This window comes from Streptomyces cyaneofuscatus (assembly GCF_042718795.1).
GTDB lineage: Bacteria > Actinomycetota > Actinomycetes > Streptomycetales > Streptomycetaceae > Streptomyces > Streptomyces cyaneofuscatus_A.
The window spans coordinates 34,375-48,785 of sequence record NZ_JBHXOX010000029.1; the positions used below are offsets into that span (position 1 = coordinate 34,375).

At 72.2% G+C, this 14,411-nt stretch carries 13 protein-coding genes; 7 read left to right on the forward strand and 6 right to left on the reverse strand.

Annotation, left to right across the window (positions count from 1 at the left end; genetic code table 11):
• Positions 1 to 176 precede the first annotated feature (176 nt).
• On the forward strand, positions 177 to 1,019 hold the full coding sequence (gene fdhD, locus ACFWRT_RS29215; RefSeq protein WP_380951932.1) for a formate dehydrogenase accessory sulfurtransferase FdhD: 843 nt from the start codon (positions 177 to 179) through the stop codon (positions 1,017 to 1,019).
• Between the two features lie 26 nt (positions 1,020 to 1,045).
• Here the strand turns inward: fdhD and ACFWRT_RS29220 are convergent, their stop codons facing one another.
• The 3 genes from ACFWRT_RS29220 to ACFWRT_RS29230 all read right to left on the reverse strand — a co-directional run bounded on the left by ACFWRT_RS29220 (position 1,046) and on the right by ACFWRT_RS29230 (position 3,654).
• Positions 1,046 to 1,261, reverse strand: a complete 216-nt coding sequence (locus ACFWRT_RS29220; protein WP_380951933.1) for a helix-hairpin-helix domain-containing protein — start codon at positions 1,259 to 1,261, stop codon at positions 1,046 to 1,048.
• A gap of 54 nt (positions 1,262 to 1,315) precedes the next feature.
• A complete protein-coding gene (locus ACFWRT_RS29225; RefSeq protein ID WP_380951934.1) occupies positions 1,316 to 2,419 on the reverse strand; it encodes a bile acid:sodium symporter family protein in 1,104 nt (367 codons plus the stop codon).
• Positions 2,420 to 2,562: 143 nt separating this feature from the next.
• Positions 2,563 to 3,654, reverse strand: coding sequence for a hypothetical protein (locus ACFWRT_RS29230; protein WP_380951935.1), 1,092 nt, complete (start codon positions 3,652 to 3,654; stop codon positions 2,563 to 2,565).
• 324 nt (positions 3,655 to 3,978) lie between these two features.
• On the opposite strand from ACFWRT_RS29230, the gene ACFWRT_RS29235 reads away from it, so the two are divergent.
• From ACFWRT_RS29235 to ACFWRT_RS29250, 4 genes are all read left to right on the forward strand, one after another.
• Positions 3,979 to 4,860 (forward strand): LysR family transcriptional regulator, encoded by an 882-nt coding sequence (locus ACFWRT_RS29235; protein WP_380951936.1) that lies wholly within the window; start codon positions 3,979 to 3,981, stop codon positions 4,858 to 4,860.
• Between the two features lie 285 nt (positions 4,861 to 5,145).
• On the forward strand, positions 5,146 to 6,945 hold the full coding sequence (locus tag ACFWRT_RS29240) for an AMP-dependent synthetase/ligase (protein WP_380952010.1): 1,800 nt from the start codon (positions 5,146 to 5,148) through the stop codon (positions 6,943 to 6,945).
• A gap of 125 nt (positions 6,946 to 7,070) precedes the next feature.
• The gene (locus tag ACFWRT_RS29245; protein WP_380951937.1) at positions 7,071 to 7,907 is read left to right on the forward strand and encodes an aldo/keto reductase; all 837 of its coding nucleotides are present in this window, start codon (positions 7,071 to 7,073) and stop codon (positions 7,905 to 7,907) included.
• A 90-nt stretch (positions 7,908 to 7,997) separates the two neighbouring features.
• Complete coding sequence (locus tag ACFWRT_RS29250; RefSeq protein ID WP_380951938.1) at positions 7,998 to 8,468, forward strand: RICIN domain-containing protein; 471 nt, start codon at positions 7,998 to 8,000, stop codon at positions 8,466 to 8,468.
• A gap of 116 nt (positions 8,469 to 8,584) precedes the next feature.
• Here ACFWRT_RS29250 and ACFWRT_RS29255 read toward each other — a convergent pair whose 3' ends face one another.
• The gene (locus tag ACFWRT_RS29255; protein ID WP_380951939.1) at positions 8,585 to 9,526 is read right to left on the reverse strand and encodes a class I SAM-dependent methyltransferase; all 942 of its coding nucleotides are present in this window, start codon (positions 9,524 to 9,526) and stop codon (positions 8,585 to 8,587) included.
• A 210-nt stretch (positions 9,527 to 9,736) separates the two neighbouring features.
• Here ACFWRT_RS29255 and ACFWRT_RS29260 point away from each other — a divergent pair, with 210 nt between their 5' ends.
• Positions 9,737 to 10,699 carry a LysR family transcriptional regulator gene (locus tag ACFWRT_RS29260; RefSeq protein ID WP_380951941.1) on the forward strand — a complete coding sequence of 321 codons (963 nt, stop codon included), beginning with the start codon at positions 9,737 to 9,739 and terminating at the stop codon, positions 10,697 to 10,699.
• A gap of 42 nt (positions 10,700 to 10,741) precedes the next feature.
• On the opposite strand, the gene ACFWRT_RS29265 is transcribed toward ACFWRT_RS29260, so the two are convergent.
• Positions 10,742 to 11,047: a 4a-hydroxytetrahydrobiopterin dehydratase gene (locus ACFWRT_RS29265; protein ID WP_380951942.1), complete on the reverse strand. Its 306-nt coding sequence runs from the start codon at positions 11,045 to 11,047 to the stop codon at positions 10,742 to 10,744.
• Between the two features lie 64 nt (positions 11,048 to 11,111).
• Here ACFWRT_RS29265 and ACFWRT_RS29270 point away from each other — a divergent pair, with 64 nt between their 5' ends.
• Positions 11,112 to 11,951 carry a helix-turn-helix domain-containing protein gene (locus ACFWRT_RS29270; RefSeq protein ID WP_380951943.1) on the forward strand — a complete coding sequence of 280 codons (840 nt, stop codon included), beginning with the start codon at positions 11,112 to 11,114 and terminating at the stop codon, positions 11,949 to 11,951.
• A gap of 67 nt (positions 11,952 to 12,018) precedes the next feature.
• On the opposite strand, the gene secD is transcribed toward ACFWRT_RS29270, so the two are convergent.
• Positions 12,019 to 14,397 (reverse strand): protein translocase subunit SecD, encoded by a 2,379-nt coding sequence (gene secD / locus ACFWRT_RS29275; RefSeq protein WP_380951944.1) that lies wholly within the window; start codon positions 14,395 to 14,397, stop codon positions 12,019 to 12,021.
• Positions 14,398 to 14,411 lie beyond the last annotated feature (14 nt).

The following is a 14,411-nucleotide window of genomic DNA, read 5'->3' on the forward strand; positions in this document are numbered from 1 at the left end:
CACCTGCGTGCTCGCCCCGACCGTCCGTTCGGGTGACCGGGCGGTGACGGGTCCGACGCGTGTGCAGGACAATGACAGGGCCAGGCTCCGGCCCGACCCACGGCCGGACGCTCCGCACACCGGAAGCTCCGGCTACACCGGAAGCTCTACACACCGACAGAATCGGGTTCAGCCTCATGGGACGGGTCACCGAGCGCCGCCGCACTCTCCGTATCCGGGACGGGGCCGTCTCCTCCCGCGCCGACACGCTCGTCGCGGAGGAGCCCCTGGAGATCCGGCTGAATGGAAAGCCGCTGGCCATCACGATGCGCACGCCCGGTGACGACTTCGCACTGGCCGCCGGGTTCCTGGTGAGCGAGGGCGTGATCGCCGAGGGCGACGAGGTCCAGTCGATCGTCTACTGCGCCGGGGCGACCGCCGACGGCGTGAACACGTACAACGTGGTGGACGTGAAGCTCGCGCCCGGTGTCGTGGTCCCCGACATCTCGCTGGAGCGGAACGTCTACACCACCTCCTCGTGCGGCCTGTGCGGCAAGGCCAGCCTGGACGCGGTCCGCACGACCACCCGCCACCCCGTCGGTGACACGCCCCCGGTGCGCGTCACACCGGAGCTGCTCGCCGCCCTGCCGGACCGGCTGCGGGCCGCGCAGAAGGTGTTCGACCGGACCGGGGGGCTGCACGCGGCTGCGCTCTTCTCGGAGGAGGGAGAGCTTTGGGACGTACGGGAGGACGTGGGCCGGCACAACGCGGTGGACAAGCTGGTGGGCCGGGCGCTGACGGACGGGCGGCTGCCACTGTCACGGGCGATACTGCTGGTCTCGGGGCGGGCCTCGTTCGAGCTGGCGCAGAAGGCGGTGATGGCCGGGATCCCGGTGCTCGCGGCGGTCTCGGCGCCGTCCTCGCTGGCGGTGGACCTGGCGGCGGAGAGCGGGCTGACCCTGGTGGGGTTCCTGCGGGGGCCTTCGATGAACGTGTACGCGGGCGAGCACCGGATCGCGCTGGAGGCGGGGGTCCTCTGAGCGGCGGGCCAGGACCGGCCCGTGGGTCACTCCCCCGCGAACGACAGTCCCTCGGCCGCCAAGCCCTCGCGCAGCACCCTGATGGCCTTCGGGCCGACCCCGTGCAGCGCCAGCACCTCCGCCGCCGTCACGTCGGTGAGCTGGGCGAGCCGGGTGTAGCCGGCGTGCCGCAGAGCACTGCGGGCCGGGTTGCCCGCCCCGTGCGGGAAGTCGTCCTCGGGCTCGGCGGGCCGGTCGGCCATGGTGGTCCTCCAGGTCAGCGACGGTGGGCGGCGGCGGTCGGCGGCGGTCGGCGGCTATGAACTCACCGTAGCCGCCGGGTGTGACAACGGCCCGGCACCGGTCTCGTCCGGGTGCCGCACCGGCTCCAGGTCAAGCTCCGGGTCCGGCTCCAGGTCCGGCTCCGGGTCCGGCTCCGAGTCCGGCTCCAGGTCCCGCGAGCGCCGCTTGGCGATGACCGCGCAGACCATCAGCTGCATCTGGTGGAAGAGCATCAGCGGCAGCACGGCGAGGCTCGCGTGCGCCCCGAACAGCACGCTCGCCATCGGCAGCCCCGCCGCCAGGCTCTTCTTCGACCCGGCGAACTGGATGGCGATCCGGTCCTCCCGGCCGAATCCGAGCCGCCGTGCCCCGTACCAGGTCAGCGTGAGCATCCCGGCCAGCAGGACCGCCTCGGCCGCGAGCAGGGCGCCGAGCCGGGCCGGGGTGACCTGGCTCCAGACACCGGCGACCATGCCCTCGCTGAACGCGGTGTAGACGACCAGCAGGATCGAGCCGCGGTCCACCAGGCCGAGGACCTTCTTGTGCCGGGCCAGGAATCCGCCCACCCAGCGGCGCAGGAGCTGTCCGGCGAGGAACGGCACGAGAAGCTGGAGCACGATCTTCAGCAGTGAGTCCGCCGAGAACCCGCCACCGGCGGAGCCGAGCAGCAGCGCGGCCAGCAGCGGCGTGAGGAAGATCCCGGCGAGGCTGGAGAAGGAACCGGCACAGATCGCGGCGGGCACGTTGCCCCGGGCGATCGACGTGAACGCGATCGAGGACTGGATCGTCGACGGCACCAGGCACAGGAAGAGGAAGCCCGCCTGCAGCTCCGGCGTCAGGACGAACGGCACCAGCCCCTCACTCGCCAGCCCCAGCAGCGGAAAGACGAGGAACGTGCAGGCCAGGACGGTGAGGTGGAGCCGCCAGTGCTTCAGCCCGTCGAGCGCCTCGGCCGTGGAGAGCCGGGCCCCGTAGAGGAAGAAGAGCAAGGCGACCGCCCCGGCGGAGGCACCGCCCGCCACGTCGGCCGCCGCGCCGCGCGCGGGCAGCAGCGCGGCGAGGACGACCGTGCCGACCAGCGCCAGGATGTAGGCGTCGACCGGCAGCCAGGACGGCGGGGTGAGGGGGCGGCGGCTCATGTGCTCCGGGACTCCACGTGGTTCTTCGGCTCGATGGCGTGCTCCTGCCATCCTGCCCGGAGCACGGCGATCGGGAATCCCTCACACCGTTCTGACTGCCATCACGGAACGCGATAAACCTCCGGGACCCGCTACGGCCACCCTCAGGAGCGGCTGGCGGTCGCGCAATCGTCGTCCTTGACCGTCGTGCCGTCACCCATGTCGAGCGGCTTGCTGCGGTCGTACGGGTCGATCCGGCGGTCCTGGTCGGTGTGCTGGTCCTCGGCGGTGCCGAACGGCGGCTCGAAGTAGCCGGTCGGGGCGGAGCAGCCGCCGTTGGTCATGTCGAGCGTGTAGGAGACGAGCGACATCGTGCCCGGTTCCGTGATGACCTCGGCCGGATCGTCCCAGCTCATCACCGTCTCGCGCCGCACGATCGTGCGGACGACCTCGCCGTCCTCTCCGCTGTCGGCAGCCGGGGTCACCGGGTACACGAAAGTGACGTCCGCCGTCACCTCGACCGCCCCGCGCTTCCCCTCGCGGTACGTGAGCCGGCCGCGCGTCTTGACCACGTCACCGACCGGCCGGGCCTGCTCCGGCCGGAAGCGGCTGAACAGGAGCAGGGGATCGGTCGTGTCCGTGGGCGTCTTCGACGAAAGGGCGGTACGGACATACTCCTGGACATCCTTCTGGTGCGGGTTCAGCAAATCGATCGCCTCCGAGGGCCGCTCGCCGCGCAGCACTCCCGGGTCGAGCCCCGCGGCCACCAGGAAGTCCCGGCTCTGCCGCAGCGCTCGCTCGACCTCAGCGGCCTTCATCCAGCCGGTCGCCCGGGCCGGCGGCACCGTGATCCCCGCCGCTCCGTCCGCCCAGCGCGCGGCGGGCGAGCCCCGGAAGGGTTCGGCGAGGGTGGGGCGTCGATCGTGCTCCGCGCCGGGCGCTTCCGCCGGGCGTTCCGACTCGGCCGCCAGCGGCGTTCCGTCCTGGGCGCTGTCATCGCCGACGAACCGACCGACCGCCTGCTGCGGGAAGAGCGCCACGACCAGGAGGGCCACGGCCGCCACCATGCCGGTCACGTACCACCCGGTCCTGCGCCGGGGCCGGGCGGGTGTGTACGTACGCCAGCCCTCGGCCGGTCCGGGATTCTCCCGCAGCCGCCGTCCCACCTCACGGGCGCGCGCCGACGGCTCCACCGGGGCCCCGGCCGCACCCGTCACCGATTCCTGGAGGAACCGCTCCCACTCCTCGTCGGACACGGACGACCCGTCCTGCCCGCCCTGCCCCCCGGCCCCGTTCACTCCGCGCTCCCGTTCCTCGCGTACGCATGTATGCGCGTAGGCGTGTCTTCGCCGACGTCCGACGGCCCGATCCCCCCGGCCGTCCCGTCAGTTGGCTGGCATCGGCTCATCGAGAGCCGCCCGCATGATCGCATATGCATGCCCCCGTCCCGCCGTCCACCCGTCCACCCGTCCACCCGTCCCCCTGTCCCCGCGTCCCGCCGGCCGGCGGGCCGTCTGCCGGGCCGCGCGCCGACCGCCGGCGCGGGCGTGACGGGTGGCGGCAGAACCTAACGTGGGGCCGTGGACACCTCCTACGACCCCGCCCAGCTCCGTACCTTCCTCGCGGTCGCCCAGACCTTGAGCTTCACCCAGGCCGCCCGCCGCCTCGGAATCCGGCAGTCCACCGTCAGCCAGCACGTCCGGCGGCTGGAGGAGGCGATCGGGCGGCAGTTGTTCGCCCGGGACACCCACCGGGTCGACCTGACCGAGGACGGCGAGGCGATGCTCGGCTTCGCCCGGACGATCCTCGCGGCGCACGAACGGGCCGCGGCCTTCTTCGCGGGCACCCGGCTGCGCGGCCGGCTCCGCTTCGGGGCCTGTGAGGACTTCGTGCTGACCCGGCTGCCGGAGATCCTGGAGTCCTTCCGGCGCGACCATCCGGAGGTCGAACTGGAACTCACCGTGGAGCTGTCCGGGACCCTGCACCGGCAACTGGAGGCGGGCCGGCTGGACCTGGTGCTGGCCAAGCGGAGGACGGGCGGCACACACGGCGAGCTGGTGTGGCAGGACGCGCTGGACTGGATCGGCGCCCCGCATCTGCGGATCGATCCGGAACGCCCGGTGCCGCTCGTCGTCTTCCCGCCGCCGGGCATCACCCGGGCCCGCGCCCTGGAGGTGCTGGAGGAGCACGGGCGGGCCTGGCGGATCGCCTGTACGAGTACGAGCCTGAGCGCCCTGGTGGCGGCGGCGCGGGCGGGTCTCGGCGTGATGGTGCACTCGCGGGGGCTGATCCCGCCCGGGCTCGTGCCGGTTCCGGCGCGGGCGGGGCTGCCGGAGCCGGGCGGCGTCGACTTCGTCCTGCTGCACGGGGACCGCCCGGGCGCGGTGCGGGAGGCGGCGGACGCGCTGGCGGCGGCGATCCTGGCAGGCGGGGACCGGCTGCACCGGGGCGGCGGAGGATGACCCGCACCGACCCGGTAGCGGTGCATAACCCCTCGTACCTCCAGAGACCGGGAGTGATCACCACGGTCGGATTCGGTGGAGATTTGGCCGCGAGCCGCTTACGCCTCCGTCAGAAGTGCGCCCGAGCCTTGCCCATCTGGCCGGATTTCGACGGTTGACCTCCGCGAATGCCATGTTTTACGGGGGGTTCGGACCCTCCCGCCGGGCCCCCGGTTGGGGTAGCGTCGCGGCGCTGTGCGGAGCGCCACGAGGAGCAGGTCATTGCGTGAATTCACTGTCCCACCCCTGGCCGCGCCGCCTCAAGTGGGCGGTCTGGCCGACGCGGTCTTCGACTACGCGGAGGACGATCCGCAGCGGGTCGCGTTCGGCCGCAAGGACGCGGGCGGACAGTGGCGGGACGTGACCTCGGAGGCGTTCCGCGACGAGGTGCTGGCTCTGGCGAAAGGGCTGATCGCGCACGGGATCCGGTTCGGGGACCGGGTCGCCCTGATGTCCCGTACGCGGTACGAGTGGACGCTCTTCGACTTCGCGGTCTGGTCGGTCGGGGCCCAGTCGGTGCCCGTCTACCCGACCTCCTCCGCCGAGCAGGTCCACTGGATGCTGCACGACGCCGAGGTGGTGGCGGTGATGGTCGAGCACGAGGACCACGCGATGACCGTCGGCTCGGTGATCGACCGGCTGCCGCACCTCAAGCGGCTCTGGCAGTTGGACGCCGGGGCGGTGGACGAGCTGGTCGGCGCGGGCGGGGCGGTCGACGACGAGGTGGTGCACCGGCACCGGCGCGCGGTGACGCCCGAGTCCGTGGCGACGGTGATCTACACCTCGGGGACGACGGGCCGCCCCAAGGGATGTGTGATCACGCACGCGGGCTTCATGTTCGAGAGCGACACGATGGTCGCCCGCTGGGAGCCGGTGTTCCACTCCAAGCCCGGCGACGAGGCGGCCACCCTGCTCTTCCTTCCGCTGGCGCACGTCTTCGGCCGCATGGTGGAGATCGCGGCGGTACGGGGACGGGTCAGACTCGGCCACCAGCCGGAGCTGTCGGCGAACGCCCTGATGCCGGACCTGGTGACGTTCCGGCCCACCTTCATCCTGGCGGTGCCGTACATCTTCGAGAGGGTCTTCAACGGCGCCCGGCGCAAGGCCGAGGCGGAGGGCCGGGCCGGGCCGTTCGACAAGGCCGTGGACATCGCGGTCAAGTACGCCGAGGCGCTGGAGCAGAAGGCGTTCGGCCTCGGTCCGGGGCCGTCGGCCGGGTTGCGGGTGCAGCACCAGTTCTTCGACAAGGTCGTCTACAAGAAGGTCCGCGACGCGATGGGCGGCCGGGTGCGGCACGCGATGTCGGGCGGCTCGGGCATGAACCGCCGGCTCGGCCTGTTCTTCGCGGGCGCCGGGGTGAGCGTCTTCGAGGGGTACGGGCTGACCGAGTCCACGGCGGCGGCGACCGCCAACCCGCCCGAGCGCACCCGGTACGGCACGGTCGGGCTGCCCATCCCCGGCACGTCGGTGCACATCGCGGACGACGGCGAGGTGTGGCTGCACGGTCCCAACGTCTTCTCCGGCTATCTGAACAATCCGGTGGCGACCCGGGCCGCGCTGGAGGACGGCTGGCTGGCCACCGGTGACCTCGGTTCGCTGGACGAGGACGGCTATCTGACGATCACCGGGCGGAAGAAGGAGATCCTGGTGACCTCCGGCGGCAAGAGCGTCTCGCCGGCCGGCCTGGAGGAGCGGGTGCGGGCCCATCCGCTGGTCGCCCAGTGCATCGTCGTCGGCAACGACCGCCCGTACATCGCGGCCCTGGTCACCGTCGACCAGGAGTCCGTCGACCACTGGCTCACCATGCAGGGCCGTACGCCGCTCGCCCCCGCCGAGCTGGTGCGCGACCCGGACCTGGAGATGGAGGTCCGCCGGGCGGTGGTGGCCGCCAACACGGCGGTGTCGCAGGCCGAGTCGATCCGTACGTTCCGGATCCTGGCCCACCCCTTCACCGAGGAGCACGGGCTGCTGACGCCCTCGCTGAAGCTGAAGCGCAAGGCGATCGAGACGGCGTACGGGGTCGAGGTCGACGCTCTCTACCACTGACCACCCGCACACATTCCGGATCATGAAGGGATCATGAAGCTTTTGGATCTTGAGGTGGGAATGCCTGGGCGCGCCCGTTCGTTGTCCCCGGGAGTACCGACCGACAACGTTAGGATCGACCGCTCGTGAGCCAGGTCCCCTCCATCACCCTCAACAACGGCCTCGAAATGCCGCAGCTCGGTTTCGGTGTCTGGCAGGTGCCGGACGACGAGGCGGCGAAGGCGGTCACGAAGGCCATCGAGTCCGGGTACCGGTCCATCGACACCGCCGCGATCTACAAGAACGAGAAGGGCACCGGCCGGGCCATCGCCGCCTCCGGTGTCCCCCGTGACGAGCTCTTCGTCACCACGAAGCTGTGGAACAGCGAGCAGGGCCACGACAGCACGCTGCGCGCCTTCGACGCCTCGCTGGACCAGCTCGGCCTGGACTACGTCGACCTGTATCTCATCCACTGGCCGGTCCCGGCCAAGGACGCGTACACCGACACCTACCGGGCGTTCGAGAAGATCTACGCCGACGGCCGCGCCAAGGCGATCGGCGTGTCGAACTTCCACCCCGAGCACCTGAAGCGGCTGCTGGACGAGACCTCCGTGGTCCCCGTCCTCAACCAGATCGAGCTGCACCCCCAGCTCCAGCAGGCCGAGGCCCGCGCCTTCCACGCCGAGCACGGCATCGCCACCGAGGCCTGGTCGCCGCTGGGCCAGGGCAAGGGCCTCCTGGAGGTGCCCACGGTCGTGGCCATCGCCCAGAAGCACGGCCGCACCCCCGCCCAGGCCGTCCTGCGCTGGCACCTCCAGACCGGCAACATCGTGATCCCGAAGTCCGTGACCCCGTCGCGGATCGAGGAGAATCTCGATGTCTTCGGCTTCGAGCTGGACGCCGACGACCTCGCCGCCTTCGCGGCGCTGGACGAGGGCAAGCGGCTCGGGCCGGACCCGGCGGAGTTCAACCTCGGCGCCTGAGCGTCAGGTTCGTCCGGCGCCCCCACCACGACCGCGGTGGGGGCGCCGCCGGTCGGTCGACAGCCCAGCGTTTTCGGGGGAGAGAGCAAGATGAGCAGCGATCCGGCGCCCGTCGTCGAGGCGGGCACGTACCGCCTGCGCAATGTCGGCAGCGGCCTGGTGCTGGAGGTGTACGGCGCGGCCAAGGGCAGTGGCGCCCGGGTGCAGCAGGGCAAGGACGACGGGTCGGCCGCCCAGCAGTGGCAGCTGTCCCCGGTGCACGAGGGCGCGGCCCTCTACCACCTGGTCAACGCGCACAGCGGGAAGCGGCTGGACGTGGCGAACGCCCACACGGAGAACGGTGTCCGCATCCAGCAGTGGAAGGCGAACAACTTCGGCGCCCAGGAGTGGCTGATCGAGCAGCATCTGGAGACGCCGGGGACGGTGACGCTGGTGAGCTTCATCAGCGGGCTCGCCATGGAGGTCGCCGACTGTTCGACCGAGGAGGGCGGGACGGTCCAGCAGTGGGAGGACACCGACTCCCCCTTCCAGTGGTGGCGGTTGGAGCCGGTGGCGTCCTGACGAAGCCGGTGCCGTCCTGACGGCGGCGCCGGGGTGTCACTCCTGACGGCCCCCGGGGGTCTCAGCCCTGACGGGTGCCCCGGGGGGTGTCAGCCCTGATGGGTGCCCCCGGGGTGTCAGTCGCGGCGGCCGAGGTGGACCGTGCGGGCGGTGAGCAGGTAGACGTCCGACCGGTGGTGGACCCCTGCCGGGTCCTCGGGGTCCAGGAGCTGTTCCAGTACGGCGCGGTCGTCGGCGTCGAGCAGTTCGCCGAAGACCTCGTACTCCCGGGTGAGCTTGGTGATCACATGCTCGCGGGCGGGCGCGGAGAGCGGGGCCGGCAGGTCCAGCAGGAAGCTGCGCGTTCCCTGCGGGGTCAGCCCGACCGCCGCGATCAGGGCGCTCCAGTCCTCGGTCTCCCGCCGGGCGTCCGGGAGTTCGGTCCGCATCCGGTCGAACCGGGCGGCGGAGGCCGCGTCCATCCGGGCCTCCAGTCCGGGCCGCCCGATGCCGAGGTCCCGGGGCAGCCGCCGGGTGGGGAGCCCGCCCTCCAGCAGCGCCACGGTCCCAGCGGGGCGCAGGAGCCCGGCGAAGCCGGCGAGGGCGGCGCGCTGGTCGCCCATGTGGTGCAGGGAGTTACCGGCCCAGATGAGATCGGCCTCACCCAACCGGTCGGCGTCCTGAGGGAGTTCGGCTTCCAGCGTCCGTACGCGGTCGCTCAGGCCGAGACGCCGGGCGCGGGCTTCCGTCCGCTCCAGGAGAGCGGGCGTGGGGTCCACGGCGACGACTTCCGCCTCGGGGAAGACCTCGGCCAGCAGACAGGTGACGACGCCGGGGCCGCTGCCGATGTCCAGCACCCGGCGCACCGTCGGCGCGGTCGGCAGGGCGGCGATCCAGCGGGCCGCCTCCTCGTACGGGCCGCTGTTGAGTTCGGCCTCCTGCTCCAGCATCGGGCCCATGACGTTCCAGTCGAACTCCGTGTCCGCGCCCGCGGCGCCCGATCCGTGGAGGTGCGTATGGGCGTGCGTGTGGGCGTGCGCGTGCGCGTCGTGGTGGCCGTGTCCGGCGTGGCTGCTCATGGTGTCACCCTCGCCGGAGGACGGCGTCCGAGCAAGTTCTGTTGCCGCTCCGGCAAGTTTCCGCGCCCCCTTGCCCCGCCGAACCGGAGCTGAATCCTCCGCCGCCCCCGGGTCGGCGGAACGGGCCGGCGGGACAGCCCGGAGACATCGCCCTAACCGAAGCGTGACCGACGTATTGCCCGGGCGGGCCGGGGGCCATAACTTGCCTTTATGGAGCTGGAGTTGCGCCATCTGAGAACCGTCCGTGCCATCGCCGACACCGGCAGCCTCACCAAGGCCGCCGCCACGCTGGGCCTCGCCCAGCCCGCTCTCAGCGCCCAGTTGCGGCGGATCGAGAAGGCCCTGGGCGGCACGCTCTTCGAGCGTGACCACACGGGTGCCCGCGCCACTCCGCTCGGCGAGCTGGTGCTGGAGCGGGCCCGGATCGTGCTGCCCGCGGTGAGCGAGCTCCAGGCGGAGGCGGTGCGGTTCGCCAACGCCACGGGGCCGCTGGAACGGTTCCGGCTCGGCGGTACGCACGGCCCGCTGCTCGGCGGTCTGGTCGACCGGATCGCCACGGCGCACCCGGCGGCCCCGGTCTCCACGTACACCGCGTGGTCCGTGGACGAGATCGCCGGCCTGACGATCGACGGGCGCCTGGACTTCGCGCTGATCGGCACGTGCGGCGAGAGCCCGCCGCCGCTGGCCGAGCGGCTGGTCTGGGAGGTGGTGGGGGTGGACCCGGTCTTCGTGATGCTGCCGGAGGACCATCCGCTGGCCGACGAGGAGGAGCTGGACCTCGCCTCACTGGCGGACCAGTGCTGGGCGGACGTTCCGGGGGACGGCTGTTTCGCCGACTGCTTCGCCACCGCCTGCGCGCGCGCCGGATTCACCCCGGTGTCGGTGTACGAGACGGACACCTCGTCCGTCGTCCATCTGGTGCAGGTGGGACGGGCGATCGGGCTGTGCCGGGCGACGTTCCCGCCGGTCCCCGGCGTGGTGACCCGGCCGCTCGCCGGTGCGCCGCTCAGCTGGCGGCACCTGCTGGGCTGGCACCCGCACTCCCCCGCGGCGGACGCCGCGGCGGTGACGGTGGCCGGGCAGACCCGCGCGGCGTACGCGGAGGCCGTGTCCCGCAGCCCCGTCTACGCACGGTGGCTCGCCGGGAATCCGCGGTTCGGGCTGGTGAGCTGAGCGTTGGGGGCCGGTGAGCCGGCCCCGCCCCCGCCGTACCCGCTATTCCGCGCCGTGGGCCGGTGCGGCGGCCGCGACCCGGGTGGCCAGCTCCAGGTCCTTCTCGGTGACCTTGCCGCCCGCGTCGTGCGTATGGACGGACAGGGCCACGGTGTTGTACCCGAGCGTCAGATCGGAGTGGTGGTTCAGCTCCTCCTGGATCCGCGCGATGTGCACGGTCAGCGCGGCGGCGGCGAAATGCGACGGCAGCCGGTAGGTCCGGGTGATCCGGTCCCCTTCCAGCGCCCAGCCGGGCAGGGACTCCAGCCGGTGTTCGGTCTCGGTCTTCGACAGCGGTTCGGCGGACATGGAGCGGCTCCCGTGGGTCTCGGATGTCGGCGTGCGAACGGACACTCGACGTTACGGTCTTCCCATGACGACTGTCTTCCCCGACACGGGGGTGGGGCCACTGCTGCGCGACTGGCGGGAGCGGCGACGTATCAGCCAACTGGACCTTGCGCTGCGCGCCGACTCCTCGGCCCGCCACATCTCCTTCATCGAGACCGGCCGCTCGCGCCCCAGCGAGGACATGGTCCTGCGCCTGGCCGAGCAGTTGGACATCCCCGTCCGGGAACGCAACGCCCTGCTGGTGGTGGCCGGTTACGCCCCCCGCTACCCGCAGACCCCGCTCGACGACCCCGCGATGGCCTCGGTGCGCGACGGCCTGGACCGGCTGCTCGCGGGGTACGAGCCGTATCCGGCGCTCGTCGTCGACGGCCGTTACGACGTGGTGGCGGTGAACCGGGGCATCGCCCTGATCATGGAGGGGGTCGCCGAGGAGCTCCTCACCCCGCCGCTCAACGCCATGCGGATCACGCTCCACCCGGCGGGGCTCGCGCCACGCATCCTGAACCTTCGGGAGTGGCGGGCGGACCTGCTGGCGCAGATGGAGCGCCAGATCGCACTCGTACGGTCGCCGGAGCTGCGGACGCTGTACGAGGAGGTGGCCGCCTACCCCGTGCCGGAACGGGCGGACCGGGCGGACCGGGCGGACCGGGGTGGGAACGGCACGGGCGGCGAGTGGACCCGGGAGCGTACGCCCTCCTTCGCGCTGCCTCTGGTGATCGAGCACGGGGGCCAGGTGCTGTCGTTCATCGCCTCGATCGCGACGTTCAACACCCCGATGGACGTGACCGTGGCGGAGCTGGCCATCGAGACGTTCCTGCCCGCCGACCGCGAGACCGCCGCCTATCTGCGCGAGCGCCTGCCGTAACCGTCCGCCCCTGCCCCGGCTCTCCGGGCAGGGGCAGGGGCGGACGGGCGTTTCCTCGCGTACGGGGTCAGACGCGGGCCCCGTTGTCGAGCGGGTCGTGCCGGGGTGCGCGGGCGCGCCGGGAGCTCTTGCCCGGTACGGGCGGGGGTGCGGTGGTGGTGCGTTCCAGGAGCAGGGCGCCCGGTACGGCGGTGAACACCGAGGACCAGGTGCCCACGACGATGCCGATGAGCAGGGCGAGCGCGAAGTCGGCCAGCGAGTCGCCGCCCAGGACCGCGAGGGCGACCAGGATGAACAGGGCGCCCATCCCGGTGTTCACCGTACGGGGGACGGTCTGGAGCACCGCCCGGCGCGCGATGGTGGCCAGGGGTGCCTTCCGGTTTCCGGCCCACAGCTCCCGTACCCGGTCGAAGACCACCACCGAGTCGTTGACCGAGTAGCCGATGACGGTGAGCAGGGCGGCCAGGAAGATGCCGTCCACGGGCCGCCCCAGCCAGGCGAAGGCGCCCACGACGATGATCACGTCGTGCACCATGGCGACCACCGACCCCACGGCGAACGTCCAGCGGAACCGGACCGCCAGATAGGCGAGCTGCACGAGCACGGCGACGCCCAGGGCGATCAGCGCGTTGCGCCGCAGCTCGTCGCCGAGGCTCGGGCCGATCAGCTCGTCCCGTACCTTCGTGGTCTCACCGCCCTCGGTGGCCAGCGCGGTCCGCAGGGCGTACTCCCCGTCGTTGTCCAGCTTTCCGGTACGTACGGAGATGTCACCGTCGCCCGCCGTGGTGACCTCTGCGTCGCCGAACCCGGCGTCGGCGAGCGTGGAGCGGGCGGTCTCGACGTCGACGGCCCGGCTGGTGGAGTACTCGACCAGCCGTCCCCCGGTGAACTCCACCCCGAGGTCCACCCCGCGCACCACGATTCCGGCCACGGCCACGGCGACCAGGACGGTGGAGACGACGAGCCACTGGACCGGCTTCCGGAAGAGCTGGGGGTCCTTGCGGGTCAGCCAGGTCCGTACGCTGCCGGGGCGTGCGATGCCGTTGACGCCCCGGTAGTCGCTGACGAAGCGCGAGCCCGCCGCGATCTCGGTGAGCGCGCGGGCGATGACCAGCGCGGAGAACATCGAGGCGATGACCCCGATGGCGAGGGTGACGCCGAAGCCCTTGACCGGGCCCGACCCCAGGAAGAACAGCAGCCCGGCCGCGATCAGCGTGGTGATGTTCGAGTCGGCGACGGCGCTGAACGCCTTCTGGAACCCGGTGGTCAGCGCCGAGCGGAGAGAACGCGTCGGCCGGTCCTGGCACTCCTCTCTGGCCCGTTCGAAGACCAGGACGTTCGCGTCGACCGCCATCCCGATCGCCAGGACGAACCCGGCGAGGCCGGGGAGCGTGAGGGTGACGCCGAGGCCGACGAGTGCGGCGTACGAGATCACGCCGTACGCGGCGAGCGCGACGGCGGCCAGCGCGCCGAAGAGGCGGTAGACGAGGGTGATGAAGAGCGCGGTGGCGGCGGCGCCGATCAGGGCTGCCTGGGCGCTGGCGTCGATGGCGGCGGCGCCGAGCGTCGGGCCGACGGTCCGCTGCTCGACGATCTCGACGGGGACGGGCAGGGCGCCGCCCTTGATGAGCAGGGCCAGGTCGCGGGCCTCCTTCGCGGTGAAGGAACCGGTGATCTGGGTGCCACCGGAGGGCAGTCCGGCCTGGCAGCCGACCGAGGGGTCGACCTGGGGCGAGGAGATGACCTTCTCGTCCAGGACGATGGCGACGCGCCGCCGCTCGTCCCCTGCGGGGTGGCAGGCGGCCTCACCGGTCAGCTTCGTCCAGTCCTTGCCGGCGTCCTTGTGGAAGTCCAGCTTCACGGTCCAGCCGGCCGCCTGCTGAGCCTCGAAGAAGGCGGTGGCGTCCTTGACGCCCGCGCCGGAGAGGCGGGTGGGACCGAGGTCGAGCCGCGTCCCCTGCTCGTCGGGGAGGAGCAGCCGGCCGGTGCTCTTCTCGGGGTTGGCGGCGGGGTCGGGGTCGGAGCCGGGCTCGGATCCGGACTCGGGCTCGGGCTTGGACTCGGGCTTGGACTCGGGGTCCGTGCCGGGTGGCGCGGCGCCCTGGACGGCGTGGAAGCTGAGCTGGGCCGTGCGGCCGATGACGGCGGCGGCCTGGCGCGGGTCCTGGACATCGGGCAGTTCGACGATGATGCGGTCCTCGCCGGAGCGCGTGAGGACGGGTTCGGCGACCCCGAGGGAGTCGATGCGCTGGCGCAGGACCTCCAGGGTGCGGTCGGTGGTCTCCCGGTCCGCCGCGACGGTGGCGGAGTCCTTGGCCTGGAGCACCATACGGGTGCCGCCCTGGAGGTCGAGGCCGAGTCTGGGTGACATGGTCAGCGTGATGAAGACGGAGACGAGCAGCACGGCGGCAGCCAGAACCGCTCGCACCGTGGTGGCGCGAGTCATGGGAATCCTCCGGT

What these genes read in the sequence shown, in the direction of transcription:
- fdhD (WP_380951932.1), top strand. Translation starts at nt 177, where the DNA reads ATGGGACGGGTCACCGAGCGCCGCCGCACTCTCCGTATCCGGGACGGG.
- ACFWRT_RS29225 (WP_380951934.1), bottom strand. Translation starts at nt 2,419, where the DNA reads ATGAGCCGCCGCCCCCTCACCCCGCCGTCCTGGCTGCCGGTCGACGCC.
- ACFWRT_RS29260 (WP_380951941.1), top strand. Translation starts at nt 9,737, where the DNA reads ATGGAGCTGGAGTTGCGCCATCTGAGAACCGTCCGTGCCATCGCCGAC.
- secD (WP_380951944.1), bottom strand. Translation starts at nt 14,397, where the DNA reads ATGACTCGCGCCACCACGGTGCGAGCGGTTCTGGCTGCCGCCGTGCTG.
- ACFWRT_RS29250 (WP_380951938.1), top strand. Translation starts at nt 7,998, where the DNA reads ATGAGCAGCGATCCGGCGCCCGTCGTCGAGGCGGGCACGTACCGCCTG.
- ACFWRT_RS29255 (WP_380951939.1), bottom strand. Translation starts at nt 9,526, where the DNA reads ATGAGCAGCCACGCCGGACACGGCCACCACGACGCGCACGCGCACGCC.
- ACFWRT_RS29220 (WP_380951933.1), bottom strand. Translation starts at nt 1,261, where the DNA reads ATGGCCGACCGGCCCGCCGAGCCCGAGGACGACTTCCCGCACGGGGCG.
- ACFWRT_RS29270 (WP_380951943.1), top strand. Translation starts at nt 11,112, where the DNA reads ATGACGACTGTCTTCCCCGACACGGGGGTGGGGCCACTGCTGCGCGAC.
- ACFWRT_RS29265 (WP_380951942.1), bottom strand. Translation starts at nt 11,047, where the DNA reads ATGTCCGCCGAACCGCTGTCGAAGACCGAGACCGAACACCGGCTGGAG.